At 43.2% G+C, this 25,958-nt stretch carries 23 protein-coding genes; 15 read left to right on the top strand and 8 right to left on the bottom strand.

The window, feature by feature from the left end; genetic code table 11:
- Positions 1–4: 4 nt before the first annotated feature.
- From glgX to RM556_RS15905, 15 genes are all read left to right on the top strand, one after another.
- Positions 5–2,131 carry a glycogen debranching protein GlgX gene (glgX, locus tag RM556_RS15975; RefSeq protein ID WP_409220100.1) on the top strand — a complete coding sequence of 709 codons (2,127 nt, stop codon included), beginning with the start codon at positions 5–7 and terminating at the stop codon, positions 2,129–2,131.
- 86 nt (positions 2,132–2,217) lie between these two features.
- Positions 2,218–3,777, top strand: coding sequence for an NADP-dependent phosphogluconate dehydrogenase (gene gndA, locus RM556_RS15970; protein WP_311375068.1), 1,560 nt, complete (start codon positions 2,218–2,220; stop codon positions 3,775–3,777).
- Between the two features lie 34 nt (positions 3,778–3,811).
- Positions 3,812–4,204 carry a peptide-methionine (R)-S-oxide reductase MsrB gene (gene msrB / locus RM556_RS15965; protein WP_311360574.1) on the top strand — a complete coding sequence of 131 codons (393 nt, stop codon included), beginning with the start codon at positions 3,812–3,814 and terminating at the stop codon, positions 4,202–4,204.
- A gap of 403 nt (positions 4,205–4,607) precedes the next feature.
- The gene (locus tag RM556_RS15960; protein ID WP_311360573.1) at positions 4,608–6,074 is read left to right on the top strand and encodes a glyceraldehyde-3-phosphate dehydrogenase; all 1,467 of its coding nucleotides are present in this window, start codon (positions 4,608–4,610) and stop codon (positions 6,072–6,074) included.
- Positions 6,075–6,261: 187 nt separating this feature from the next.
- Complete coding sequence (locus RM556_RS15955; protein WP_311360572.1) at positions 6,262–6,831, top strand: thioredoxin domain-containing protein; 570 nt, start codon at positions 6,262–6,264, stop codon at positions 6,829–6,831.
- Positions 6,832–6,948: 117 nt separating this feature from the next.
- Entirely contained in the window at positions 6,949–8,076 is a 1,128-nt protein-coding gene (locus RM556_RS15950) for a M14-type cytosolic carboxypeptidase (protein WP_311375067.1), read from the top strand.
- 174 nt (positions 8,077–8,250) lie between these two features.
- Complete coding sequence (locus tag RM556_RS15945) at positions 8,251–9,912, top strand: amino acid carrier protein (RefSeq protein WP_311360570.1); 1,662 nt, start codon at positions 8,251–8,253, stop codon at positions 9,910–9,912.
- A 95-nt stretch (positions 9,913–10,007) separates the two neighbouring features.
- Positions 10,008–10,331 (top strand): zinc-ribbon domain-containing protein, encoded by a 324-nt coding sequence (locus RM556_RS15940; protein ID WP_311360569.1) that lies wholly within the window; start codon positions 10,008–10,010, stop codon positions 10,329–10,331.
- 1 nt (position 10,332) lies between these two features.
- On the top strand, positions 10,333–10,626 hold the full coding sequence (locus RM556_RS15935) for a DUF1315 family protein (protein WP_311360568.1): 294 nt from the start codon (positions 10,333–10,335) through the stop codon (positions 10,624–10,626).
- Positions 10,616–13,423: a DUF349 domain-containing protein gene (locus RM556_RS15930; protein WP_311360567.1), complete on the top strand. Its 2,808-nt coding sequence runs from the start codon at positions 10,616–10,618 to the stop codon at positions 13,421–13,423. Before RM556_RS15935 ends, RM556_RS15930 begins: the two co-directional genes overlap by 11 nt.
- Before the next feature lie 51 nt (positions 13,424–13,474).
- Positions 13,475–14,509, top strand: a complete 1,035-nt coding sequence (ansA, locus tag RM556_RS15925; RefSeq protein ID WP_311375066.1) for an asparaginase — start codon at positions 13,475–13,477, stop codon at positions 14,507–14,509.
- Between the two features lie 152 nt (positions 14,510–14,661).
- Positions 14,662–15,213, top strand: coding sequence for a GbsR/MarR family transcriptional regulator (locus RM556_RS15920; RefSeq protein ID WP_311375065.1), 552 nt, complete (start codon positions 14,662–14,664; stop codon positions 15,211–15,213).
- Between the two features lie 87 nt (positions 15,214–15,300).
- The gene (locus RM556_RS15915) at positions 15,301–16,683 is read left to right on the top strand and encodes a cytochrome ubiquinol oxidase subunit I (RefSeq protein WP_311375064.1); all 1,383 of its coding nucleotides are present in this window, start codon (positions 15,301–15,303) and stop codon (positions 16,681–16,683) included.
- Between the two features lies 1 nt (position 16,684).
- Entirely contained in the window at positions 16,685–17,692 is a 1,008-nt protein-coding gene (gene cydB / locus RM556_RS15910) for a cytochrome d ubiquinol oxidase subunit II (protein ID WP_311360563.1), read from the top strand.
- A 112-nt stretch (positions 17,693–17,804) separates the two neighbouring features.
- The gene (locus RM556_RS15905) at positions 17,805–18,239 is read left to right on the top strand and encodes a hypothetical protein (protein WP_311375063.1); all 435 of its coding nucleotides are present in this window, start codon (positions 17,805–17,807) and stop codon (positions 18,237–18,239) included.
- A gap of 7 nt (positions 18,240–18,246) precedes the next feature.
- On the opposite strand, the gene lipA is transcribed toward RM556_RS15905, so the two are convergent.
- The 8 genes from lipA to rlmH form a co-directional block, all read right to left on the bottom strand.
- Complete coding sequence (gene lipA / locus RM556_RS15900) at positions 18,247–19,209, bottom strand: lipoyl synthase (protein ID WP_311360561.1); 963 nt, start codon at positions 19,207–19,209, stop codon at positions 18,247–18,249.
- Positions 19,202–19,858 carry a lipoyl(octanoyl) transferase LipB gene (lipB, locus tag RM556_RS15895; protein ID WP_311375062.1) on the bottom strand — a complete coding sequence of 219 codons (657 nt, stop codon included), beginning with the start codon at positions 19,856–19,858 and terminating at the stop codon, positions 19,202–19,204. The genes lipA and lipB overlap by 8 nt, the downstream gene beginning before the upstream one ends.
- Position 19,859: 1 nt before the next feature.
- Positions 19,860–20,123: a DUF493 family protein YbeD gene (ybeD, locus tag RM556_RS15890; RefSeq protein WP_311360559.1), complete on the bottom strand. Its 264-nt coding sequence runs from the start codon at positions 20,121–20,123 to the stop codon at positions 19,860–19,862.
- Between the two features lie 7 nt (positions 20,124–20,130).
- Entirely contained in the window at positions 20,131–21,285 is a 1,155-nt protein-coding gene (locus tag RM556_RS15885; protein WP_311360558.1) for a D-alanyl-D-alanine carboxypeptidase family protein, read from the bottom strand.
- A gap of 166 nt (positions 21,286–21,451) precedes the next feature.
- The gene (locus RM556_RS15880) at positions 21,452–22,405 is read right to left on the bottom strand and encodes a septal ring lytic transglycosylase RlpA family protein (protein ID WP_311360557.1); all 954 of its coding nucleotides are present in this window, start codon (positions 22,403–22,405) and stop codon (positions 21,452–21,454) included.
- A gap of 32 nt (positions 22,406–22,437) precedes the next feature.
- On the bottom strand, positions 22,438–23,550 hold the full coding sequence (gene rodA, locus RM556_RS15875) for a rod shape-determining protein RodA (protein WP_311375061.1): 1,113 nt from the start codon (positions 23,548–23,550) through the stop codon (positions 22,438–22,440).
- A complete protein-coding gene (gene mrdA, locus RM556_RS15870) occupies positions 23,540–25,474 on the bottom strand; it encodes a penicillin-binding protein 2 (protein WP_311375060.1) in 1,935 nt (644 codons plus the stop codon). The genes rodA and mrdA overlap by 11 nt, the downstream gene beginning before the upstream one ends.
- A gap of 13 nt (positions 25,475–25,487) precedes the next feature.
- Positions 25,488–25,958: a 23S rRNA (pseudouridine(1915)-N(3))-methyltransferase RlmH gene (gene rlmH, locus RM556_RS15865; protein WP_311360554.1), complete on the bottom strand. Its 471-nt coding sequence runs from the start codon at positions 25,956–25,958 to the stop codon at positions 25,488–25,490.

The raw sequence follows: 25,958 nt of genomic DNA, 5'->3' as shown, positions 1-25,958 counted from the left end.
GACAATGCAAAGTACTGCGTTTCAACTACGCAAAGGCAATGTAAGCCCTTTCGGTGCCAGCCTTGATGAGCAGGGGTGTAATTTTTCGATTTACTGCCCAGACGCGAGTAAAGTCTATCTATGTCTGTTTGATTCAAACGAAGTAGAAATTGCGCAAATTCAACTCCAACAAAGGCTGCAGTCAAAGTGGTTTGGCTTTGTTAGTGGTGTGCAAGCGGGTCAGCTATATGGATATCGAATCGAATCAAAAGCCCACCGAAAAGTCAATGACGAGATGGATGTCGGGCGTTTGTTAATAGACCCCTATGCAAAACAAATTAATCGTCCGTTGCATTGGCAGCGTGATGCCTATAACGGCGAACAGCGTGAGATACTGGGGCAAAGTGTGTTTGACAATGCAGGCTTTATGCCTAAATCGGTAGTGACGCCTTGTACTGATTTACCTGAAACTGTGTATTGTAAATTGCATAGTGAGAGACCTTCAGTAAGTCATCGCGTGATTTATGAAGCGCATATTAAAGGATTAACCAAGCTGCACCCTGAAGTGCCTGAAGAGCAAAGAGGAACATACCTAGGCGCGTGTCATCCCGCCGTTATCAAACATCTAAAAGACCTGGGGATTACCAGCGTTCAGTTTTTACCTTTGTTTGCGTTTATGCCAGAACCTTATATTACAGAAAAAGGACTCACGAATTATTGGGGCTACAATCCTATTAATTTTTTTAGTCCTGAGCCGCGCTATGCCAATAAGGACGCGTTGTCAGAATGTAAATTAATGATTCAAGAGTATCATAAGGCCGGTATAGAAGTGATTTTAGACGTGGTCTTCAACCATACTGCGGAAAGTGGTGAACCCGGTCCCATATTATCCTTCAAAGGCTTGTGCCATCAACATGCCTATCTTCAAGTGATTAATGATGAAGTGAATACGCCCACTTACATGAATTATTCTGGTTGCGGAAATACGATCAACGCTGCCAACACTTTCATGATGAACATGATTATTGATGCTTTACGCTACTGGGTTTCGGAAATAGGGGTTGATGGCTTCCGGTTTGATTTAGCTGCATCGCTAGGGCGAGAACCATTCGACTTCCATGCAAATGCCGCAATATTCAAAATTTTACGTCAGGACCCTGTTCTCAAAGGCGTGACGATGATCGCTGAACCCTGGGATATCGGTCCAGGTGGATATCAGCTTGGTCAGTTCCCGGACTATTGGTTAGAAGTAAATGATAAATTTAGGGATTCAGTGCGCGGTTTTTGGCGCTCAGATACAGGTCTAAAAGCCGATTTTGCCACTCGATTAATGGGCTCTCGTGATGTTTTTAGAAAAGGCATCAGGCCTATGCAAACCAGCGTAAACAATATTACTTATCACGATGGATATACTTTACAAGACATTGTGATGTATGAACAAAAACATAACCTAGCAAACCTAGAAGACAATCATGATGGACATAATCACAATCTGAGCTGTAACTTTGGCGTCGAAGGACCAACTGAAGCACCAGAAATACAGCATCAACGTGAACAACAAAAACGTAATTTATTCGCTACATTGATTTTATCGCAAGGCACACCCCATATATTGGGCGGTGATGAATTGAGCCGTTCTCAGCAAGGTAATAATAATGCCTATTGCCAAGACAACGAATTAAACTGGTTCGATTGGTCCTTGGATGAGCGACAAAAAGAGTTTTTAGCATTTACACAACATGTCGTTTCCTTACGTAGAGATAATCCACTGTTGGCAAGGATGATGTTTGACGACGATCAGTTTAGTAATGAAGTGAATGTAGCCTCAGCAGAGTGGTATCGTGTTGATGGGTCTCATAAACGAGATCAAGATTGGACCAATGATAATCATCACTGTTTCGCCTTACATATCATCGAGGCATTGAATGAAAGTGACAATGAACCGACCAAGGAAGCGCAACAATGGTTATATTGCATCAACAGCTCACCAGAAGATGTTGAATTTAACTTACCCTTATTGCTCAGCTCCGAACACTGGGAATGTGTCTTGAATACCCATATTAATGCCATTAGCGATTATCAATCTATTCCGGTCAGCCCCTTGTTTTCGATGCCAGCTCGTTGTTTTTGCCTGTTTAGAAAAAACGTATAAAGCGCGCTTTTTTGATTCAGCTATTTATCCCTACCTAAAATGGGTGGTATGATCCCGCGCAATTCAAATCCAATGAGTATTGATTAATGAGTGTGTCTTCCAAGCATTTGCAACAAACGGAACAAAGCGGCCTATGTGATATCGGCTTTATTGGTTTAGGTGTGATGGGTAAAAACCTCACTTTAAATCTAGCTGACAACGGTTATAAAGTTGCATGTTTTGATTTGGACCAAGCCAAAATTGACGCCATTCTGGCACAGGACGAATTGGAAAGAACCACTGACGAAGCGCGTGTTGTCGCCTGTCGATCTTATACAGAGTTACTCAGTAACCTCAAAGCACCGCATACTATTATTTTGTCAGTCCCAGCAGGTGAACCTGTAGACCATGTTTGTCATCATTTGATTGACGCTGGTATCGAGGCTGACGACATCGTTGTAGATACTGGAAACTCATTGTGGACTGATTCTGTTGAGCGTGAAGCCAAATACAAAGGAAAATTTGTATTTTTCTCAACGGCTGTTTCAGGCGGGGAAGTCGGCGCGCGCTTCGGGCCATCACTTATGCCTTCTGGTGATCCTTATGCTTGGACTCGCATCGAATCTATTTGGCAGGCAGTCGCTGCTAAGGTTGACCCTGAAACAGGTAAGCCCATTGAATCTTTTGAGCCAGGAAAACCAGTTACAAGAGGCGAGCCGTGTACTACCTATATTGGCCCTGTTGGCGCGGGTCATTATGTGAAAATGGTACATAATGGGATTGAATATGCAGATATGCAATTGATATGCGAAGCTTACCATATCATGCGTAACGGCCTGAATATGTCACCAAAAGAAATTGCGGCAACCTACAGAGAGTGGAATCAAGGTTTATTGAACTCCTACCTGATTGAAATCAGTGCTGAAGTATTAGATCAAGAGGACCCTGAAACAGGTGCCGCGTTAGTTGACGTGATTATGGACAAAGCGGGTCAAAAAGGTACGGGATTGTGGACTGCTGTCAGTGCCTTGCAAGTCGGAAGCCCGGCACAAACCATCACTCAAGCGGTCTTTGCCAGAAGTTTATCGTCATTTAAGTCAGAGCGGGTGGCGGCAAGTCAGAAACTGAGTGGTCCTGATGCTTCAATGACAACGCACAGTTCAAAGGAAGAAGTCATCAAGCAGTTACATGATGCTTTATATTGCTCCAAAATATGTGCTTACGCCCAAGGCTTTCAATTGATGAGTATTGCTGCGAAAGAGCATGGCTGGCAGCTTGATTTTGCTGAGATTGCCAAGATATGGCGAGCAGGGTGTATCATCCGTGCGGTTTTCTTACAATCGATTACCCAAGCATATGAAAGCAATGAGCACTTAGAGAACTTATTGCTAGACCCATTCTTCATCAAGCAAATCAACGATTATCAATCAAATTGGCGTCGTGCCATTGCTTCAGCAACGATTGCTGGCATACCTTGTCCGGCAATGTCCAGCGCCTTAAGCTATTACGACTCCTACCGCTGTGATGTATTGCCTGCTAACTTATTACAAGGTCAGCGTGATTTCTTCGGCGCACATACTTTTTCACGCACAGATAAACCAGAAGGCAAAAAATACCATATAGAATGGAATCACCCTGACAGACCCATGGTTGCGGTAAAAAAATAGTGAGCCGTTTTGAGCCTAAAAGAGGAAAGTTGACATGACGAACATGACTGATAAAGATTGGAAAGAAAAACTTTCTGCTGAGGAATATCGAGTAACACGTCAGGCCGGCACTGAACGACCTTATACTGGTGAGTACTTGAATAATGAGTCGACGGGAAATTACTTGTGCAAATGTTGTGGTGCTCAACTCTTCGATTCAGGCGCTAAATACGACGCAGGCTGTGGTTGGCCTTCATTTTATGAACAAAGCGCGGATGCCAACGTGCTATATCGTCCAGATGACTCTCTTGGTATGCGCAGAATTGAGATTGTGTGTAAGCAATGTGAGGCTCATCTCGGTCATGTTTTTGAAGATGGCCCTCAACCTACCGGACAACGATACTGTGTGAATTCATTGTCGCTGCAGTTCGAAGCTAAGGATAATTGAGCGAAATCATAGCAAATCTATATTTTTTTGATGAAAATTTCTTACAAATGAATTTCTGCCCAACATGGCCTACGAATTCTTTGCGTCTGGCGCACCGAATAGCTATCTAAATTTAAATAGTAATGTATTAACAAGGGCTTATTGCTCACATTTTTTGCATTTGAACTTCTCTATCGTTTCCAAGAACGACAAAGCCAATCGCCTTTACGATATCAAATCACATCAACCCAATACAGAGTCTAGCGCTAACTGCTGTATTTGTTGATAAATTACACACATTCATCATGCATCTCTAGAATATTCTGAAAAAGTGAAACTTATCAACAATTTGGCATAAGGCCCTCGTTTGAATAGAATGCGCCCCGAAACCCATTCAACAACCTATGTTTAAAAGGTACTTTGCATGAATCAGCAGTTCGAACAGGAATTACTCACTAGTTGGCAAGAGCGTCAGGAATACGCGGAAAAAATGCTACCTATCATTGGTAAGCTTTATCGCAATCATTGCGTTGAAATCACCGTTTATGGCCGTACCTTACTAAACGCTAGCGCCATTGATGTTATTAAGGCACATCGCACAGTGAGACGTCACGAGGGAGTGAAGCTTAGACTACGTGAAAGTTGGCCAGTACTCGAAGCAATTAGCAACATGGACTTAGCGCCTGTTGAAATAGACATCGGTAAACTGGCGTTTGATTTCCATTATGGCAAAGGCAAAGATCAAACTGATTTACAAAGCTACTTAGATGAAGCACTAAAAGCAGTCCATAATGCTGAAGATGAGCATAAAGCAACAGATGTTGTTCTATACGGCTTCGGCAGAATAGGGCGTTTGTTAGCACGTCTGTTAATTGAAAGACAAGGCAAGAACAATAAGCTGCGTCTACGTGCTATTGTTGTGCGAGGCGGCCGTGAAGGCGACCTAGAGAAGCGTGCAAGCTTATTGCGCCGAGACTCTGTGCATGGGCCTTTTAATGGTAGCATTACGGTTGATGAGGAACGCAAAGCGATAAAAGCAAACGGCTCTTATATCCAAGTTATTTATGCCAACAGTCCTGAAGAAGTTGATTACACCCAATATGGTATTAACAATGCCATTATAATCGACAACACGGGTATGTGGCGTGATGAAGAAGGTCTAGGTCTGCATTTAAAAGCGAAGGGCGCAAGCAAAGTATTGTTAACTGCACCGGGTAAAGGCGATATCAAAAACATCGTTCACGGTGTTAATCATGCTGATATCCTCGATACAGACAATATTCTATCTGCCGCAAGTTGCACAACCAATGCGATCACGCCAGTTCTTAAAGCGCTAGATGAAGAATATGGTATTGAGAACGGACATGTAGAAACAGTGCATTCATTTACTAACGATCAGAACTTAATTGATAATTACCATAAAGCGGATCGTCGCGGTCGAAGTGCATCACTGAACATGGTTATTACTGAAACTGGCGCTGCAAAGGCGGTAGCGAAAGCTTATCCGCAATTAGCAGGGAAATTAACGGGTAATGCGATTCGTGTACCGACACCAAACGTATCTATGGCGATTTTAAGTTTGAACTTGAAGTCAACAACCGACAAAGATAGCTTAAATGACTACCTGCAAACGGCGAGTTTGTTCTCAGACTTGCAGCATCAAATTGATTTCACTGCATCTACCGAAATCGTGTCTACTGACCTAGTTGGTACTCGCGCGGCAAGTGTTGTTGACTCTCAAGCAACTATTGTCGCTGAGAATCGCGCAACGCTTTACGTTTGGTATGATAATGAGTTCGGTTACAGTTGCCAAGTAATGCGTGTTGTTCGTGACATGGCTGGTTTGAAGTACCCTTTAGTACCAAGTGCTGAACCGCTTACTAACAGTTAACTGAGTTTTGGTAGCCAACATTGCTACCACCAGCTACAGCGAAATAGAAAAGCGAAAGTGAGATACTTTCGCTTTTTTTTTGAAAGAACTTCATGTTGTTTGAGGTCTGTGTAAACTAAATTAAATGACTTTGTCTTTGCTAGTATTGTGCTAGTGCAGTTCAATCAAACGATGAGTGGTAAGCGCGATGGAAGAGAATACACAGGAAAAAGAGCAAGAAAGTACTGCCGAAATAAAAGGTAAAGGTGTACTTGCTGGTATCAAATCATTTTTTACTACAAGCTCATGGCCAAGGGATTTGCTGTTAGGGGCTATTATCGTTCTTGGCTTTATGACGTGGCAAAACCGAAACCTACTCGAAACGAATGGCTCTATTCAAATAAGTCCGCAGAACTTCATCGATTTACAAGGTGAAATTTACGCACTGGAGCCGAATGATAAGAAAACGCTTGTCTACTTTTTCGCACCTTGGTGCGCGGTTTGTAAAATGAGCATCGGGAACTTGGATGCAGTGAATACCGACCAATATAATGTCATTAGGGTTGCTTTGGATTATCAATCGCAAGAGGAGATAGAAGCCTTTGCAAAGAATAATAAAGTCAATGGCACTATATTATTAGGTGGTGAACAACATAAATCTCGCTTTAATATTAGTGGTTATCCAACATATTATGTACTCAATGAAAACTTAGAGGTCATTCGTAGTGATATGGGATACAGCACTTATTTAGGCTTGAAGCTGAGAACTGCAGGCTAAAAGATACAGTCCACCGAACACCGAATGACAGAGCTCTATGAATATTTTGTGCTTGTCTACTTACTGATGTTTTAGCATGTGGTAAAGTACGCGAAAAATTAAATAGAGGACGTATACATGGTCATCACCAGTCAGTTTGATAGTGGTAATATTCGAGTCATTCAAGCGCAAGATCCCCAAGATATTCAGCTTGCTATCAACAAAGATAATAATTCCGACTTTTATCAGTGGTTTCACTTTAAATTACAGTCAACAAAGTTTGTTGAGCACAAAATCGTGATTGGTGACCTGAAAGGTTCTGCTTATCCTGATGGTTGGCCGGGTTATCAGGCACTTGCTTCTTATGATAGAGACGAATGGTTTCGTGTTGATACAGAATATGATGGTGATAACTTAACGATAAACTTCGTACCAGAGTATGACTCTGTTTACTTCGCATACTTCACTCCTTACAGCTATGAGCGTCATCAAGATTTCCTTTCTTCAGCACAAATGTCTTTTGATTGCGAGCTACGTCATTTGGGTTATACCATCGATAAACGTGATATGTCATTGCTCGTTATCGGTGAAGAAGCTGAAGGCAAAAATAAAATTTGGGTAACAGCACGTCAACACCCTGGTGAGTCAATGGCGGAATGGCTAGTTGAAGGTATGGTTGGACGTTTGTTGGATGAAGATGACGGTGTTGCGAAAAGTTTATTAGAACAAAATACATTTTACGTGATCCCAAACATGAATCCTGACGGTTCGGCGAGAGGTCATTTGAGAACGAATGCCGTGGGAACGAACCTCAACAGAGAATGGGAAACGCCCTCATTAGAGAAAAGTCCCGAGGTTTATCACACCTTAAAAGCGATGGATGAAATTGGGGTCGATATGTTCTTAGACATTCATGGCGACGAGGCTTTACCCTATAACTTCGTGGCAGGATGCGAAGGAAACCCGAACTACAATACCAAGCTTGAAGAACTCGAAAATACCTTTAAGCAAGCCTTGCTAATGGCTACGCCAGAATTCCAAGATGTGTTTGGTTACGATAAAGACGAACCAGGTAAAGCCAACCTAACAATCGGTGCAAATGCGGTAGGCCACCGCTATCAGTGTCTTTCATATACATTGGAAATGCCGTTCAAAGATAATCAGAACTTACCTGATCCTGCTTATGGTTGGTCAGCGCCACGTTGCCAACAATTGGGTGAAGACCTTTTAATAGCAGTAAGAGCGGTGAGTTCGGAACTTCGCTAAAGTTAACACGCGACAAAGCACCCGTTTGGGTGCTAAAGTTAAGAAAGCTTGATTCTGGGCCGGCAGAAGCGCTGAAAAGCGTGGGTGACAGCTTATGCCACCTTGCAAATACCAGCAAAGCATGAACAATAGATTCAAATTGACATATAAAAATAAGAAAAAGAGGACGTTACTTTGGAAAGCTTATTAGACTTTTTTAACCTTATAGATGGATTTTTAGGCAGTGCAGCTTGGTTTCCCTATGTCTTACTTGGCGTAGGTGCATTTTTTACGATTTATTTGAAATTCCCGCAAATTCGTTTTTTCAAACACGCTTGGTTGGTCGTTACTGGAAAGCTTGATAAGGGTGATGAACCTGGTGATACCACACACTTTCGTGCACTAACTACAGCGCTCTCGGGCACAGTCGGTACCGGAAATATCAGTGGTGTTGCGTTTGCTATATTCTTAGGTGGCCCGGCTGCATTATTCTGGATGTGGGCAACAGCATTCTTGGGTATGACAACGAAATTTGTGGAAGTCACACTATCACACAAATATCGTGTTAAAACTGAAGATGGCACCATGGCTGGTGGTCCCATGTACTACATGGACAGACGATTAAATATGAAATGGTTGGCTGTCGCGTTTGCAATCGCTACGGTGATCAGTTCATTCGGAACAGGCAACCTTCCTCAAAGTAATGGTATCGCAACGAGTATTGAGTCAACATTTGGTTTTTCTCCAATGTTGGTTGGTGGTGTTCTCGCTATAATATTAGGCTTAGTTATCCTTGGCGGTATTCAACGCATTGCAGCCGTTACGTCTAAAATCGTTCCTTTGATGGCAGTCGTTTATATTATTGGTGCGTTTGCCGTTATTTTTGCGAATGTCGAGAATATCGGTCCTGCATTTGGGGCTGTTATTAGCGATGCTTTCACGGGTTCAGCCGCTGCTGGTGGTTTCTTAGGTGCGACACTCGCCTATGCTTTTAACCGTGGTGTAAACCGTGGTTTGTTTAGTAACGAAGCCGGTCAAGGTTCTGCTCCAATTGCGCATGCCGCAGCAAAAACCAAAGAACCTGTATCAGAAGGTATGGTGTCTATTTTAGAACCGTTCATCGATACCATTATTATCTGTACTATTACCGGCTTAGTGATCTTGTCGTCTGGCGTTTGGAAAGAGAAACATCAAAATATTTTCGACCGTTCAGACATGATGTTTATCGCAGGTGAGTATCAAGAATCTAAAAACGAAGATGTACAGGTTCTATTCAAGCATCTAAACAAAGTCGACGAAGATGCAATTACTAACTTCACCGGTGAAATTCAAGTGGTGAATGGTGTTGCTGTCAGCGATGGATTTACTTTACTGAACAGTCGCTCTTTCGCTGAAGATGTGACTTATAGCGTAGGTTCAACCGAAGACCCATATACTGGGCGTTTACTGGTGGAAGATGGCGCGTTAGTCAAACAATCTATCATTGTTGAGGGTAAGTCACTGGTTCACTCTGCGAATCTCACGGCGATTGCCTTTACTCGCGGTTTCTTTGGCGAATACGGTAAGTACATTGTCTCGATTGGGCTACTATTATTCGCGTTCTCGACCGCTATCGCTTGGTCTTATTACGGTGATAGAGCAATGACTTATTTGTTAGGTCCTCGTTCAGTTATGCCTTACCGAGTGATCTATTGTGCTGGTTTCTTCTGGGCAGCTATCTCGGATACCACGCTAGTTTGGGCTTTATCTGCGGTGGCGATAGTCGTTATGACTTTACCAAACCTGTTTGGGATCATGATGCTACGCAAAGAAATGAAAGAATCGGTGAACGAATACTGGGAAAAAGTAAAAAAATAATTCCTAGCAAATAGTAAAATAAAAAGAGTTTAATCGACTGGTCGATTAATCTCTTTTTACGTATAAGAACCTAAGATTTTATTAAGGAGACATGTATGGCAATTACAGCATGCCCATCCTGTTCTAAACCCATTTCAGATAAAGCAAAAACATGCAGCCATTGTGGTTTTAACATCGGCAATGCAAGTGCTGAAGACATTGCGAGAAAAGCAAGCCTGAAGCGTTACAAAGCGATGCAAAGCTTACAAAATCAATCTATGGTTGCGATTTTAATGTTTATTGCGGGTTTCGGTTTTATTTATTGGGGTGGCTCAGAGCCTGGAGAAATCCAGTATAATCTGTCGATAGCTGCCACAGTATTTGGTTTTGCTTGGTACGCCGTCAATCGCGTGCGAATTGTTTTAGCAAAAAGGAAATAAGATGGATGTACAACAGTTAGTTCAAGCCATGACGCCGCAAATATATGACAATTTGCGCAATGCGGTAGAAACCGGTAAGTGGCCTGATGGCACGCCGTTGACCGAAGAGCAAAAGGAAAACTCTTTGCAAGCGGTGCTGTTATATCAATCACGCATTGAACAATCTGAACAACACATGACCATAGGCAAAGACGGCGAAGTGGTACAAAAAAGCAAATCTCAATTGCGTCAAGAGCTACAACAAGAAGCCACTAATCAAAGCCCTATAGCGCGGTTTAAACAAGATGATATTTGAACGTTTATTTAAAGCAAAACACCTTCACTCTGATCCAGACACCCGTATTCAGGCAATTGAAAGTCTTTCTTTAGACAAAGCGAGTGATAAGCAAGCGTTGCATGAACTAGCGTTCAACGATAGCGATGCGAGAGTGAGTTTAGCAGCGCTGGACAAATTAAATTCTTTTGCCTTATGGTTAAAAGCGTCTGAAACCGCTGAAAACTCACGAATTAAAAAACGTGCCTACGAAAAGGTGTTAGCTGAGGTTAATAACCCAGACTCCAACTTGATCAGTGCGAGTGAATTTGCGGCTTTTGTTGCTGAGTCAAAAAATACAAATTTATTAGAAGACCTCTTGTCTTCGAATCGACGCTTGCAAGAAAACGATGCGCTGGCCTTAGCTAGCTTGCTTAAAATCGACAAGGTGAATACCACTCGCCTTTATTTTCGAGAGCATGCCAATCAGGCTCAACAACTCGTTATTGTTAATCGTACTAGCGATATCAATGAGTTAAGTAAATTATTGAAATTCAGTCAGTTTGACGTGGTTGTCGCCGCTGCTGAGAAGAGAATTAACGAATTAAAAGAACTAGAAGCGAAACCAATTAAGCTGAAACAAGATGCTACCTTGGTTATTTCAAAAATGCTCGCGTTAAAAGATCAAAATGACTATGAGTACATCTATGAACATAGACAAGGCTTAGTCTCACAATTTGAAACCTTGAAAAAGTCTTTTTCTATTCTGGATGAAGAATCCGCCTTGATACTTGCAGAAAAGTACTTGCGTGTGGGTGAGTCACTGGAAAAGCGTTTAGCGGCGCTGAAAGGTGAGTGGCAAAGTGCTAACGAGCTGAAAGAAACTACCAATGCCTTGGCTGAAATTGAGAATCGATTTAATCAGGTTAAACAACAAATAGATGCAATATTGGCGTCAATTGATGATCCAAGCCTGTTAGCACAATCAAAGCTATTAAGTAACGCATTAGAAGATATAGCAAGTGACGTAGAAGATGCGCGTAATCGACCTCAGACAACCGCTCACAAGCGCCATATCAAACAAATCGTCCAACACATCGAGCAATATAGAGCCTTTCTCATTGCCTTGCCTGAAGCAAAGGAAAACAAGGTAAAAGCAATGGCCTTGCTGACAGAGTTGGAAGGTCTTTCTGAAGGTTTGACAACACAAGAGTTAAATGAAGCATTGCATGCTTTGAAAAAACAATGGCAAGCGCTAAGAAGCGACCTTAATTTACCTTTGCCTGAAAGTGTATTAAGCGCTTGGAAAACCGCTGAAAAAAAGTATCGAAGCACGCTGAATAGTGCGTTTGAGGAAATCAAACAACAAGAAAAAAAGGCGGTAGGTAAGCTGCTAACAGTGCAGCGCATGATTCGACAAGGTAGCTACAAGCCAGCTATCTCAACGTTTAGACATGCAAAAGCACAGTTCGAAGGCTTACCTGAAAAAGCGCAGCGCGCGCAACAAAAGTTATTTGATGAACTCTCTGATAAAGTCACTGAGTTACAGGAGCTTCAAGCATTTATAGCTGCGCCAAGAAAGCCGGCCTTGCTTGAAGATGCAATGAAACTGGCGAATGAGAAAAATATTGATGACCTAGGTGAGCGAGCTAAGCAAGTAAAGGTGCTAAGGTCAGATTGGAACGGTTTAGGCAAGTTGGGTACAGAAGAGGATGATGAACTCAACAAGCGATTCGATGAGGCTTTAGAGCAGGCATTTGCGCCTTGTCGTGAGCACTACGCTGAACAGGAAAAGCTAAGAGCCGAGAACGCTAAAGTTGCAGAGCAGTTGATTCAGCAGCTATCCGCTTTGCAAGAACAAGAGAATGTGGCGAGTTTAGGGCGCTCACTCAGCGCGCTGAATAAGAAATGGCGTGAAATTGGTGTTTTAGAACACGACCAAAGAAAGCGACTGCAAAAAGATTACTATGCCGCTCAAAAACCGATCCAAGTCAAACTCGATCAGTACTATGCCGAAAACGCAGAGCAAAAGCAGCAATTGGTCACTCGGGCTGAGCGACTCAATGACAGTGAAGATTTGACGCAAGCCGTGGATCAAGCGAAACAATTCCAGCAGCAATGGAAAGCCTTGGGGTTTGCGGGAAAAAACATTGATGACAAGTTGTGGAAAGCATTTCGCGCGGCCAATGATAAAGTGTTTGCTAAACTCAATGAAAAAAGAGACGAGCAAGCCGGCGAAATCTCTGCCTCACAGAAGTTAATCGCTGATATCTTACAACCAATCCATAAAGCGATTGATGCTGCTAACGATTCTGCTAGTTTGGCTGAACTGACAGAGCAAGCGAACTCGGCAAAAGTTCATATGAGCGAACTTCCACCAAAGCTTGCAAAAATTGAAGGGCAAAAAATCGAACGGGTGTTAGAAAATATTAACGATAAGTCTCGCGCTCTCGATAAGCAACGAAGTGAAGCGCAGTGGGATAGCTTATTCACGACGCTAGCAGCGTGGAAAAGCGGTGAGAATGAAGACGTTGATCTGCCAGATACCTTCGAGCAACTTCCCAAGCGGTTTCAGAGCCTCTTTAAACAAAGCAATACAGCATCTGCAGACCGTAAAGCTATTACGATCCAAGCCGAAGTCTTACATGATTTGCCAAGCAACAAAGCTGATGAAAAGCAGCGCAAAGAACTACAATTGCAGATGATGGCTTCTAAACTTGAAGGCAATGAGCCACAGACCCTACAGACCTTACTAGCCGATTGGGTGTCACATGGTCCATTGCAGAAAGAAGATCAGGCGTTACTCAAACGATTGAAGAAAGTGTTTGAAGCTCAATGAGTAAGCTAAGCGCAAGCAGAATAGGCACTGATAGCATCATGAGAGTAGAGAATGCGTAAACATATTTATGTAGCTTATACTGGCGGTACAATTGGTATGAAGCCCTCTAAGAATGGCTTCGTTCCGGCTGAAGGCTATTTAAGTGAAACACTCGCCAAAATGCCAGAGTTTCAACGCAGCGAAATGCCAGCGTTTACAATCCATGAATATGATGAGCTGCTCGATTCCAGTGACATGTCACCGGCAGACTGGCAGTTGATTGCTGATGATATTGATCGTCATTATGATGATTACGATGGTTTTATTATTTTGCATGGCACTGATACCATGGCATATACGTCATCTGCTTTGTCATTCATGCTAGAGGATCTTGCAAAGCCAGTCATAGTGACTGGATCCCAAATCCCATTGGCAGAATTACGTTCGGACGGGCAAACGAACTTGCTCAATGCGCTATACATTGCGGCAAATTATCCAATCCCTGAAGTTACCTTGTTTTTCAACAACAAGCTGTTAAGAGGCAATCGCGCTCGCAAAGTCGATGCGGACGGTTTTGACGCCTTCGACTCGCCCAATTTTCCAGTACTATTGAAAGCGGGTATTAATATTGAAGTCAATCATGACAACGTAAGACGTTTAGCGACTGACCCTTCTTTTAAAACTCAAGCGCGAATGCGCGTTAGTCCAGTGATATCTCAACCTATTGGTCTAGTTAGTTTGTATCCAGGTATTTCTGCAGATGTGGTAAAAAATATTATCCAACAGCCAGTAAATGCCCTTATATTATTAAGCTACGGAGTCGGCAATGCGCCGCACAATGAACGCTTATTGGAACAACTTGTCAATGCACAGAAGCAGGCGATTATTGTCGTCAATTGTACCCAGTGTTTCCGGGGCAAAGTGAATATGAGTGGGTATGCGAATGGACATATTTTGCAAGACACCGGCTTAATATCTGGCGGCGATATGACACCAGAGGCGACACTTGCTAAATTACACTATTTGCTCAGTAAAGCTGATTTACCGATAGAAAAGCGCAAACAGCTGATGATGCAAGACCTGCGCGGCGAGCTTTCTCGTAAGTAACAAACACGCATTGATTTGATTTGATTGCGTTCGTGTACCAAATTCCTTCCAGTTACTAGCTTCAATTACCTAATTTCCCCAATGAATTAGTTGATTTAGATCAATTATGTATTATAGTTTCAGAAATTATTGAAACTTCAAAAGGTTTGGTTATGAAAATGACACCCATGATAGCGTCTTTTGTGATGCACTTCGGTGAGATGGGCAGCCGTTGGGGCTTTAATCGTACCGTTGGGCAAATATATGCTTTGCTTGTGATGACTGAGGAGCCACTGAGCGCGAATGATATTGCAGAAACGCTCAGTATTTCACGTGGTAACGTGAGTATGGGCTTGAAGGAATTAGCGTCTTGGCAGTTGGTGACGACAACTCACAAACCCGGTGATAGAAAAGACTACTATCGCAACAAAGGGACTATCTGGGATATGGCCAATCGAGTTTTTGAGGAACGCCGTAAGCGCGAGATGGATCCAACCTTAAGCCTGCTGAGAGATATTATGCTCGATGAGCCTGGGAATGCATCTGAAGTGTATGCGCAAGAGCAGATTTCAGAAATCCATGATCTATTAGAAAATATTACTCACTGGACGCAAAGTCTGCAGTCACTCAGCCCTGAAAAATTGAATACCTTAATGAAACTGGGCTCAGGGGTGGGCAAAGTCTTAGACATGAAAGACAAGTTTTTAATGAAAAAGTCGGAATGAAAGAAATCTTAGTCAATCTTTAAATAAGTCCTTTTTCTTTTTCTCCACGCTCACCATTTTTTAGAGCGATTGTGTCCGAGGTCTATTATGTTTGATGTACTGATACTGTCTAGAATTCAGTTTGCCGCTAATATTAGCTTTCATATTCTATTTCCAACTATCACCATTGCACTTGGTTGGTTACTGTTTTATTTCAAAGTACGCTATGACTTATCGAATCACCCAGTATGGATGCGAGCATATCGTTTCTGGGTAAAAGTATTCGCTTTAACCTTCGCGCTTGGGGTTGTGAGCGGTATTACAATGTCCTTTCAGTTTGGTACCAATTGGCCCGGTTTCATGGAGACCATTGGTAACATCGCAGGACCTTTGCTTGCCTACGAGGTGTTAACGGCATTCTTTTTAGAAGCAACGATGCTAGGCATTATGCTATTTGGTTTTCATCGTGTTCCTCGGTGGGTTCATACAGGCGCCACTTTCCTCGTCGCATTTGGCACAACGATGTCGGCCTTTTGGATATTGGTACTAAACTCATGGATGCAAACACCTGATGGTTTCGAAATGAGGGAAGGGGTAGCTTATGCTACGGATTGGATGACCATTATTTTTAATCCTTCTTTTCCGTATCGCTTCACTCATATGCTGTTGGCTTCTGCTCTGACTGTTTGCTTTTTGGTCGCAGGACTATCGGCCTATCGAATTTATCGGGGTGACAATAAAAAAGCCCCAAGACTAACCTTAAAAACAGCGATCTTTAGTGCTGCGTTGTTAGCGCCTACGCAAGTTTTTGTGGGGGATTTACACGGCTTAAATACGCTCGAGCATCAACCTCAAAAGGTAGCTGCGATGGAGGGCTTATGGGAAACTCAAGAAGGCGTGCCGTTAGTGTTGTTTGCGATCCCAGATGAAGAATCACGAAGCAATAAATACGCCCTAGAAATTCCAAAGCTTGCTAGTGTGATCTTAACCCACGATCCGGAAGGTGAGTTGCAAGGCTTGAATGACTTTGCAGGCGAGCATCCACCTGTGGCTCCTGTATTTTATAGCTTCAGGCTTATGGTAGGCTTAGGATTTACTATGTTGCTTGTCGCTTGGTGGTGTACCTTTACCTTAGTGAAAAAACGCGCTATGTCTACATTCCAGCTAATGACTCTTATTAGTATGACTTTTGCGGGTTGGGTTGCGACATTAGCCGGTTGGTATGTTACTGAAATTGGGCGTCAACCTTATCTTGTCAGCGGCGTCTTGAAAACCGCAGATGCGGTGACCACGATAGCCTCCGAGAATGTCTTACTGACTTTTGTTCTATACATGACCATGTATGTTGTCTTGCTTGTTGTATATGTGCGTACGCTATTCTTAATGGCAAGACGTGCAGTGAAAATTGAAGAATATGATTTGTCACCACCGGGCTTACCAGAGCGAAAAGGTAATCAATTCAATGCAAATGCAAGCGCGGGAGGGGTATAAAATGGACTTCTTATTTTCAGCACAAGGTCTGCCGCTTGTATTTGCCATCCTGACCGCTGTTTCTATTTTGCTATATGCGATCCTTGATGGCTTTGACCTAGGTGTCGGGATTTTACTTCCTATGCAAGATGAGCACAGTAGAGATGTTTCTATTTCTTCAATAGGGCCATTCTGGGACGCTAATGAGACTTGGTTAGTACTTGCGGTAGGTTTGTTATTAGTTGCTTTCCCAGCAGCGCACAGTGCGATTTTAAAGGCATTTTATCTACCGGCTACGCTCATGCTGTTAGCGCTCATTCTGCGTGGTGTCGCTTTTGATTTTAGAGCGAAAGTAAAACCCAAACGAAAAATCATTTGGGACTACGTATTCAAAATTGGCTCGATCGGCACGGCTTTCATGCAAGGTTTTATGCTTGGCTTGTATGTTATGGGTTTGGAATATACTTTGATCTCTGTTGCTTTCGCCATGTTTAGCGGCTTATGTGTGGTCGCCGCCTATGGTTTGATAGGGGCAACTTGGTTGATCATGAAAACCTCGGGCGAACTGCAAAACAGAGCCATCATGTGGGCGAAGAGTTACGGTACGGTCAGTGCTATCGGTATTATTGCGGTTTGTCTGGTTAACCCCTACATAAATCCTTCTGTCTTAAAAATATGGACAGAGTTACCTTGGGCCTATTTTTATGCCGCCATACCGCTACTTTGTGTCGCTATGTTTGCACTTGGATACGCAGTTTTGCATCGACTTCCTCTGCAAGACGACCGAGGAGCTTGGCTTCCCTTTGTGATTGTCGTGATTGTATTCGTGTGCTGTTTCTTAGGCTTAAGCTTCAGCTTCTATCCATACATTGTGCCTGGCGAACTTACCTTATTTGAAGCCGCGAGTGCACCAGAGTCACTTATGATTATATTGGTAGGTAGTTTGTTTGTGTTGCCATTTATCGGGGCTTACACGGTGTTTTCATACTACACCTTTAGAGGCAAAACCGAGGACTTACGCTATTACTAAGCAATAAAGCACATAGGGCAAATTGCTGATAAATCTGCTAGTCTAGGATGAGGTGTACTTATAAGGATGTTTTATGAACTACCAGAAAAAGCTGCGGCAATTAAATGTCAGCATGTGCATATTATTAGGGATGATATGTAGTGTTTTGTTTGTCGGGAGAGAGGCGCTACCTGCTTATTTATTCTCAGAAACGGTCAGCGGAGAAGTCGTCGAATATAGTGTTACCAGAGACAGACCATCGTATATGACGACTTCTCAACATACGCCGGAAATGCATGAAGTACTTGTTGAGTACATCTATGATGATACGAAGTATTGGTTCTGGGTTAATGCGCACGTCTATAGTGCTGCGGGCTTCCTCACGACAGGAGATACTGTGACGGTGGCCTTTGATACGGAGTACCCAGAGTTCGGGTATCTTATGAATTACGCATTGTTTAGTACGCTTGCATCCATATTATTCCCGTTCATCTTGCTCATTTTAATTGTGGTAACGCCACAGTGGCTTTTTACTATCAAAAAAGCGAAGGAAGAAAGGGCACAATAGCCCTTTCTTATTTAACTTCTACACCCGCCGCTTGTTTATCAGCATGGTAACTAGAACGTACCATCGGCCCACAAGCAGCATGGGTAAAACCAATTCCTTTTGCGTAGTCGCCGAGTTCATCAAACTCTGCAGGCGGCACATACCGTTTAACTGGGAAGTGATGCTTACTTGGTTGTAAGTATTGACCAAGTGTCAGCATGTCCACATTGTGGGCTCTAAGGTCATCTAGTACTTTTTGCATTTCATCGGCTTCTTCGCCCATGCCCATCATTAGGCCAGACTTTGTCGGAATATCAGGGTGCTGTTCTTTGAACTTGCGCAGCAAATCAAGTGACCACTGATAATTAGCGCCAGGTCGGCATTCACGATACAAGCGTGGAATAGTTTCCAAGTTATGATTGAAAACATCAGGAACGCCTTGTTTGAAAATCTCTAAGGCACGATCCATTCTTCCTCTAAAGTCAGGAACGAGGACTTCAATTTTTGTACTTGGGCTGTGCTCGCGAATGGCATTGATGCAATCAACGAAGTGCTGAGCGCCACCATCTCTCAGGTCATCACGGTCAACCGAAGTAATAACGACATAGCTCAATCCCATTTCTGCAATCGTTTTGGCTAATTTTTCAGGCTCTTCCGCGCTAGGTGGAAGTGGCTTGCCATGAGCAACGTCGCAGAAAGGGCAACGACGAGTACAGATATCACCCAAGATCATAAAGGTTGCTGTACCGTGGTTAAAGCACTCTGCTAAGTTAGGGCAACTCGCTTCTTCACATACCGAATGTAGCTTATTTTTACGTAAGGTCGCTTTAATATGCTCTATGCGGTCAGTGGTGCGAGGAAGCTTGATTTTAATCCATTCAGGCTTTCGCAGCATTTGTTCTTTTTCGGTGGGGACAATTGTGATGGGAATGTGTTTAACTTTCTCATCATCTCTTAATTTTACACCAGCTTGTGGACGTGTATTATTCATCGTCACCTTCTCTAAATTCTTTGTGCTTAATACCCAAAAGAGTACAAAAATGTTCAACTAATTGTGGACCTGCTTGCGATAAACTTTCCGGGCCACCTAGGCTGATACTATTCACCATTTCCATTCCCGCGTATCCGCAAGGGTTTATTCGTTGAAAAGGACTCAGGTCCATATTAACATTTAAGGCTAAACCATGAAATGAACATCCTTTACGTATGCGCAGGCCAACAGAACATAACTTCTTTTCGTCCACATAAACACCAGGCGCATCTTTCTTTGCGTGGGCTTTAACGTCATAGTCGGCCATCAGCGCGACAATACTATCTTCTAATGCGCTGACCAAGTGACGAACACCTAATTTATTACGTCGAACGTCAATGAGAATATACAGCATTTGTTGTCCAGGACCGTGATAGGTCACTTGACCACCGCGGTCAACTTGCACTACCGGAATATCTCCAGCCGCTAGGATATGCTCTGACTTGCCTGCTTGGCCTTGAGTAAATACAGGTGGATGTTCAACTAACCAAATTTCATCAGGAGTATGCTCATTACGCTCGTCAGTAAATTTCTGCATAGCTTGCCAAGTAGGCGTATATTCTTTCCTACCTAATTGACGCACGATAGTAGGGAGTGTCGATTCACTCAAGCTACAGAACCACTCGTACTAACTCGAGTTTTGACAACTCTGTGTAAATGGTTTCCATATGGTCTTTGCTTTCTACCTTCACACTGAGTGACATAGAGTGATAAGTCCCTTTGCTTGAAGGCTTAACGCTAGGCGAATAGTCGCCTGGCGCTAACTCTTGCAAACGTGTTACAACAACCTCAGGTAGCGTTGGGTGCGCCACACCCATGACTTTAAATGTTTGTAAACAAGGAAAGTCTAGGAGTTCATCGAACTTTGTATCCATCGTCATATTAATCTTCGAAACCTAATTTAAGAGATACCCAATCCATTGCTTTATCAAAGAAGCCACCTTCCTCTACTTCATGTAGTGTGACTAAAGGGTAAGTCGCCACATTTTCGCCTTCAAGCTGCAGAAACAACTTACCAACAACTTGGCCTTTGGCAATCGGTGCTTCTAAGCTTTCGCTAAGCTCGAAATGGGCTTTTAATTTGTCAACTTGGCCACGAGGGATGGTGATAGGAGTGGACTGATTTAAACCTAAGTCGACCGTTTCACGATCACCCATGTAAATGCGGTGAGCAACGAAGCTATCACCGGCTTGGTATGGCGTGACTGATTCATAGAAGCGGAAACCATAACGCAGCAGCTTTTTGTTTTCCACCTTTCTAGAGCGCTCACTGTCTGTGCCCATAACAACCGATATCAGGCGCATATCACCTTGAGTTGCAGAAGTAATTAAGCTGTAGCCTGCGTCAGAGGTGTGACCCGTTTTAATGCCATCTACATTAAGGCTTTTGTCCCATAGCAAACTATTTCGATTAAATTGCTTAATGCCGTTATAAGTAAACTCTTTAATGCTATACAAAGCGTAGGCTTCAGGTAATTCAGAAATTAACGCAGAAGATAGGGTCGCCATGTCACGAGGTGAAGTGTAGTGGTCAGGGTCGTGTAGGCCATGACTGTTCACAAAATTACTCGCGCTCATGCCCAGGCTTTGGGCGTGTGCGTTCATCATACTAGCAAAAGCGTCTTCGCTTCCTGCGATGTGTTCAGCCATCGCCACACAAGCATCGTTACCTGATTGCACAACTATACCGTTGAGTAATTCACGAACGGAGACTTTTGTACCTACTTCGATAAACATTTTTGAAGAGTCTGGGAAGTTTTTCGCCCAAGCATTCTCAGAAATTGTCACCATGTCATCAAGGCTTATGTTGCCAGCTTTGATTTCTTTTCCGATGACATAGATTGTCATGATTTTCGTCAAACTTGCTGGAGCAAGACGCATATCAATATTTTTTTCAGCAATAACGTGACCGGTGTTGTGGTCCATCAGCATAAAGCCGCCGGCGGCAACACTCGGTGGTGGAGGGATAACGATAGCAGCGTTAGCTAAAAAGCAAGTCGCGGCAAGGAGTAACGTAGAAACTATTTTTAAGCGCATTTATTCAACCGTTGGTTTGTGGTTTATCATTTTGATATGAATTGCCTGACTTACCCGCCTTTATTATTTTTATGATGACGAATACAGCTTTTCATTCATGATTTGTTAACTGTGGATTTTATAACATTCTACCCACCGACTACTAGTGCAATACAGGATTTATTGTTTAATCTGCTGGCACGACGAGAGGAAAGGCATTATCAAATCCAATATTTTTCAATTCTTCGATAAGTTTTTCGGCCTTTTGTTCATTTTTTAATGGCCCTAAACGTAATCGGTACACATTATCTATTAAAGGCGTGTCGGCAGGTACTTGATATAAGCGACTTAAACCTTCGGATAATTCGATGACTGCCTCTTGATTTGAAAATGCACCCACTTGCACAAATAACTCATCTAAACTAGGTCTTTCGGTAGCCAATAGGCTAGGGCTAAGTGCCTTTGCGGGAGCGAGGTCAACTCTATTATTATCGTTTGATTTGGGTTCAGCTTGGGCTGCTAATGCGGTTCGTTTTTGATTTGGTGCAGCGATCGATGGAGGCACTTGTGGTTGTTGTGGTTCGCCATTGCCTACTGTCATGATGCCATTTTCATCAATATGGATGACTTCAATCTTCACATTTGCGACCCCGTGGGAAATCACGTCTAGTTTTTTCGCAGCGGCATAACTCAAATCAATCACGCGGTCGGGATGAAAAGGGCCGCGATCATTTACTCGTACGATCGTCGTTTTATTATTGTCTAAATTAGTGACTTTCACGAAAGAAGGTAGAGGCAATGTTTTGTGTGCGGCGGTCATTTCGAACATATCGTAAATTTCGCCATTGGAAGTTAAATGGCCATGAAATTTCTGTCCATACCAAGATGCACCGCCAACTTCCACAAACCCTTTCCCTGTAAACATCGGCGTATAGTATTCACCAAATACAGTATAGGGCCTGCTATTTGCCGGCGCATAGGGCTCATACCGAGGTACGGCATCTTCAAGTTCGAGTTCTCCATAGCGAAACTGTGGAGCACTATCTTGTTTTTGGGTGTAGCGGCTACTATTGTTTGACTCACAGGCGAACAAGCTCAAGCCCATCAAACATAAGCACAAGTGTCTATTTAGCGCGTTCATTCCATTGTCACTTTTGAGTTATTATTATAAATTTATCTCGACATCAGTCGTTTTTGTGTACTGATTGACATTAAAATACCAAATCCAGCCAGCAGAGTCACCATTGATGTTCCACCGTAGCTCACAAGGGGAAGAGGAACACCCACAACTGGCAGCAAGCCAGATACCATGCCCATGTTTACGAATACATAAACAAAAAAGGTCAGGGTGATACTGCCTGCCAGTAATTTACTAAATGCATCTTGGGCTAAGTTCGCAATCATCATGCCCCGGATAATAATACACATATAAATAAACAATAGACCGATTACGCCAATCAGACCAAACTCCTCGCTGAAAACAGCAAAGATAAAATCAGTGTGCCGCTCTGGTAGAAATTCTAATTGAGATTGAGTACCTTGCAACCAACCTTTACCACTGACTCCACCAGAGCCTATCGCGATTTTAGATTGAATAATGTGGTAACCAGATCCCCATGGATCGCTTTCAGGGTTCAAAAAAGTGAGTACTCTTTGTTTTTGATACCCCTGCATGAGAAATATCCACATTATCGGCGCGAACAAGCTGGCCATAATGCTTATCACTGAGATTAAGCGCCATGTCATTCCAGAGAGAAAAAGTGCGAAGATACCTGAGCTTGCTACTAATAGACTGGTACCTAAATCGGGTTGTTTAGCAATTAAGATGGTGGGTATAAAAACGATGATGAAGCCGATTGCAATATTGCGGGTACGTGGCGGCAGGTTGAACTTGCTGATATACCAAGCAATCATTAACGGCACAGCAAGTTTCATTACCTCAGACGGCTGAAACCGGATAATCCCAAGATCTAACCAGCGTTGTGCACCTTTACCCACAACCCCGAAGAATAGAACCCCGAGTAGCATGAACAGCCCAAAACCATAAAAATAAATAGCCAGTCTTCGATAAGCCATCGGTGGTATTTGCGCCAAGACAACCATCACTAACAATGCAATACCTAGGCGTGTGAACTGACGAGTGACTAAGTCCCAATCTTGGCCACCCGAACTGTAGATTGTGACTAAACCAATGCCCATCAGGCACAGTAAGGCGAACAATAAAAAGCCATCGATGTGAAGGCGTTCCAGAAAAGTGGTTTTTACGGTTGTAAATTTAGTTGCCACTACTGACTCCACTCACAATACTGACGTTGTCAGGCGCTGTGCTATTTGCCTTTTGTGCAATACCTTTTGCTTTAACTTCACTAAAGTAATAATCCATTATCGTGCGAGCGGCCGGTGCTGCATTAGAACTACCGCCGCCAGCATTTTCAATGACTACAGATAAACTAATCTCAGGCTCAGAGTAGGGCGCATAACCTACGTACATGGCGTTGTCTCGCAAACGAGCAGAAACGTTCTCTTCCTCATATTCAGCGTCTTGAGCAACAGAAAATAACTGTGCCGTGCCAGTTTTACCGGCTGAAACGTAATCGGTCCCTCTAAATGCGGTATGCGCTGTACCATGCTCTCGGTTCACCGTTCCATATAGTGAATCGAGTATAATGTCCCAGTTCTTTTCATCGATCATTTGTATCGGTTCTTGCATTACCACGGGAATTGGATCGACAGCGCCTTCAACCATGTAGCCCTGAATTAAACGAGGGGTGTGTTTTTCACCTTTGTTCACAAGGAAATTGAGTGATTGAGCGAGTTGTAGCGGCGTCGCATTCCAGAAACTTTGTCCAATCCCTACGGGAATCGTATCACCGATATACCAAGGCTCTCCGAACCTGGCACGTTTCCAGCCACGACTAGGCATATTGGCGCCAGACTCTTCATGCAAATCAATACCAGTACGGCTACCAAAGCCAAACTGCTTCATGCTATCACTGATACGATCTATGCCCAATTTAAAGGCCAAATCATAATAGAACGTATCACAAGATACTTCGACCGACTTAGTGACATCTACGTCGCCGTGTCCCCATTTTTTCCAGTCACGCCAAACATGGTCAACGTTTTTCAATCGATATGTACCGCGGTCTTTAATTGTCGTGGTCTCGTCAATTTCGCCGGTTTCTAAGCCAAGCAAAGCGAGGTGAGGCTTGATTGTAGAGGCAGGGGGATACCGGCCTTGTGTTGCTCTGTTAAGGAGTGGACTGTCTTTTGATTGCAGAAGTTTAGAATAATCTTTGGTACTTATACCATGAACGAACAAATTAGGGTCGTAGCTTGGGCTGCTATACAAGGCCATGACACCGCCAGTTTTGGGATCGGTGATAACCACCGAACCTCTGCGGCCAGCCAGTACTTCTTGAGCTTTCTTTTGTAAATTAATATCTATATTAAGTACGATGTCTCTACCCGGAGTAGGAGGGTCGAAGCTCAATACCCGAATAATACGCCCACGGTTATTCACCTCTACTTGCTGGTATCCTACTTTGCCATGCAGTGTTTCTTCATGGAAACGCTCAACACCTTGTCTTCCTATGTCATGTGTTGCAGCATAGTTCGACAGTTGCTCGCTTTGTCCGAGCTTTTCTAAGTCTTTTTTATTGATCTTAGCGACGTAACCTAGCATATGTGTAAGCGTATCTTTGAAAGGATAGTATCGAGATAAACGGGCTTCGATGCTGACACCCGGGAACTGATGCTGCTTTGCTGAAAACAACGCTACGTCGTCGTGTGAAAGTTGTTGTCGAATAGAAATCGGTTTAAAACGACGTTGTTGCTTCATTTGTTTCTTAAATGCATTGACCTCGGCGTCAGTCAATGACATTAAAGCGGATAGCTGTTCCAGTGTTTCGTCGAGTTCGTCTACTTTTTCAGGCGTAATCTCCAGGCTGAAAACGGGTTTGTTCTCAGCCAAAATAACACCATTTCTGTCGTAAATGAGGCCTCGATTAGGCGCCACTGGCAATACTTGAATTCGGTTACCGTTTGAACGAGTTTGATAATCTTCATATTGGGTAACTTGCAATTTATACAAGTTGATAATAATGACCAGCATCAGCAATGAAACAAAGACAATCGCCACTACCGTTCTACGGGCAAATAAATTCGCTTCTGCAGTGTGGTCGCGTATCGTTTGGCGCTTTTGTGGCATTATGCTTTTCTACTCACTCTCTATGGTAAGGGTGATTTTGTGTGACAGACCATGCTCGGTATAAACTCTCTGCGACGATAACCCTAACCATTGGATGGGGTAGCGTTAAGTTAGACAAAGACCAGCGTTGTTCTGAAGCTTGTTGACACTCAGGTGATAGGCCTTCGGGACCGCCAATCAATAAACTGATATCGCGCCCGTCCATTTTCCACTTGTCCAACTCTTTGGCTAATTGCGGTGTAGAGAGGGGTTTACCCAACACTTCCAAAGTCACTACTTTGTTTCCCTTTGGTATCTGTTGTAAACAACGTTGCCCTTCTTCATACAGAATTCTTTGCACATCTGCATTTTTGCCGCGTTTACCAGGAGTGACTTCTAAGAAGGACACTGGCATATCTCTAGGGAAGCGTCGAATATACTCATTCGTGCCTTCGACAACCCAATTGGGCATTTTGTTCCCTACCGCGACAATTTGAATTTGCAT

The organism is Alteromonas sp. W364 (assembly GCF_031846205.1).
GTDB classification, from domain to species: Bacteria; Pseudomonadota; Gammaproteobacteria; order Enterobacterales; family Alteromonadaceae; genus Glaciecola; species Glaciecola blandensis.
This window is presented reverse-complemented; position numbering and strand designations above follow the sequence as displayed.